Source organism: Methylocaldum sp. (genome assembly GCF_035627495.1).
Taxonomy (GTDB): domain Bacteria; phylum Pseudomonadota; class Gammaproteobacteria; order Methylococcales; family Methylococcaceae; genus Methylocaldum.
Genome location: NZ_DASPLO010000023.1, coordinates 1 through 1,680, shown reverse-complemented (window position 1 = coordinate 1,680; position 1,680 = coordinate 1). Strand labels below are relative to the sequence as shown.

Annotated in this window: 3 protein-coding genes and 1 pseudogene; 1 reads left to right on the top strand and 3 read right to left on the bottom strand. The window is 55.8% G+C overall.

Annotation, left to right across the window (positions count from 1 at the left end; genetic code table 11):
• Positions 1 to 242, bottom strand: a pseudogene (locus VEB01_RS02200) (IS481 family transposase); the annotation flags it as partial.
• Between the two features lie 162 nt (positions 243 to 404).
• Here VEB01_RS02200 and VEB01_RS02195 point away from each other — a divergent pair.
• Positions 405 to 575 carry a rubredoxin gene (locus VEB01_RS02195; RefSeq protein WP_324872470.1) on the top strand — a complete coding sequence of 57 codons (171 nt, stop codon included), beginning with the start codon at positions 405 to 407 and terminating at the stop codon, positions 573 to 575.
• Between the two features lie 250 nt (positions 576 to 825).
• Here VEB01_RS02195 and VEB01_RS02190 read toward each other — a convergent pair whose 3' ends face one another.
• Together VEB01_RS02190 and VEB01_RS02185 are read right to left on the bottom strand one after the other, a co-directional pair.
• A complete protein-coding gene (locus VEB01_RS02190; protein WP_324872469.1) occupies positions 826 to 1,089 on the bottom strand; it encodes a hypothetical protein in 264 nt (87 codons plus the stop codon).
• A gap of 93 nt (positions 1,090 to 1,182) precedes the next feature.
• Entirely contained in the window at positions 1,183 to 1,518 is a 336-nt protein-coding gene (locus VEB01_RS02185; protein WP_324872468.1) for a hypothetical protein, read from the bottom strand.
• Between the last annotated feature and the right edge of the window lie 162 nt (positions 1,519 to 1,680).

Genomic DNA, 1,680 nt, shown 5'->3' with positions numbered 1-1,680 from the left:
GGCAGCAGCAGGGCGATCCGCAGATACACGACGATGGCTTCCTGAGCTGGATTCAGCGTGGTGTGCAAGGTATGGGGCCGGTGCGAGGCATCTTCGACCGAATCGCGGCGTTTCCATTTCCGCGCCGTGGCGCGGGCAATGCCGTGTTTCTTCGCCAGGGCCCGCTCGCTCAGCTCGGAGTCTCGAATCGCCTGCCGCACGGCGGGGGTGGTGCGGGCGTTCTTGTGAAGTTGAATCTGCATCGTGATGAGTCTCAACCGGATGAACCAAAAACTTCACGGAGGACACTCCGGGCCTCGAACAGAGCATAGCTTCTTCTTGGTAAAGAATCACACGGGACCTGACACTTAGGCTCTCAGGCTGCACGGCATCCTCTAAGCCTTTTCCACATATCGAGAATAATCATGTCCGATTTTAAGAAATACCATTGTCTGGAATGCGAACACATCTACGATGAGGCAAAAGGCGACCCTGACAGCGGTATTGCGCCGGGCACCCGTTGGGAAGATATTCCTGACGACTGGGAATGCCCGATATGCGGAGCACCGAAAAGTTTTTTTAAGTTGATGGAATGATTTTCATCGAAAATTCTGTTCTCAGGCACGCAAGAGCGCCTGGTGACTAAGTTTACACGGGAGCGCATCAAGGCTGGCGACATCAACTAAGTCCTGGAAGCGCTGTCAGCCTCCGTGGGGTTGCGGGAGTCTGCCGAGCGGTTCAAGGGCAGATCGATCTTCTAATTCGGCGCACGCCCGGCGCTGGCAATTCTCGCCTCATGAGCGGCCGCCCATTCCGATCCGTCTAGCACTCCTCTACGGAGCCCATTCACACTGGCTGAATCCTCCACTGAGGATGGCGCAGCAGTACCGAGCCCATCGGATTTCTCTCCGGGCTGAATGAGATGCTGGACCAGCCTTCCAATTGGATATCAAACCGGATCTCCAACTGTACCCAAATCGACAGGCTCGGGTCGGCGAGGCCGAACTCGATGGGCGGCATCGGCGTGAAGCCCTGCAGGAAGGCGTCCTTCCACTCACCGTTATTCTCCTCATCGATCAGCGTCCGGGCCTCCGTTCTCTCGCCCAGCACCACGGGCCTCTGGACACTGTGCAGGCCCGGGATCCCGAAGTCGTGAGGAACGAGTTGGAGCGCGGTTTGCCGGAGATGCAGCCAGCACTTGCACTACTTGTCGTCGGCTGCCCACAACCAGTGCCAAAAGCCGGTGAAGGCCGTGATTTTTCCAAAAAGCTCGACGATGGGCGCGGAAGCATACCGGCCACTACTGGAAAATGGCCTGCGTGTTGCCTGCAATTCAAAATGAGCGACCGCTCCCGCGCTGGTTGAGAATAGCGGATCGTCATCGTACCCGATGCCCCCGAAGAAGTGCAGGCCGTCCGTTAGGAACGCTGTGTCCATGCCCTGCGGCCAATGGAAATCCGTATTTGCCCACCAAAACTCTCCGTCGGCTATCGGTAGTAAAGGCTTCAAATCGATATCCGTCGGCTTGACGTCAAACAAACCTTCAGGGACACGGATACCTAGTCAGCCCTGAAGTATTTCTAACACACTGACACATATACGGATTCGTTGCATATTGGCTGGTACAATTTGCAAGAAAACCAGTCATTTGATTTCGATTTCTTGCAAATTCGGGTGGGTTGCATGAAGCCAAGAGAGCCT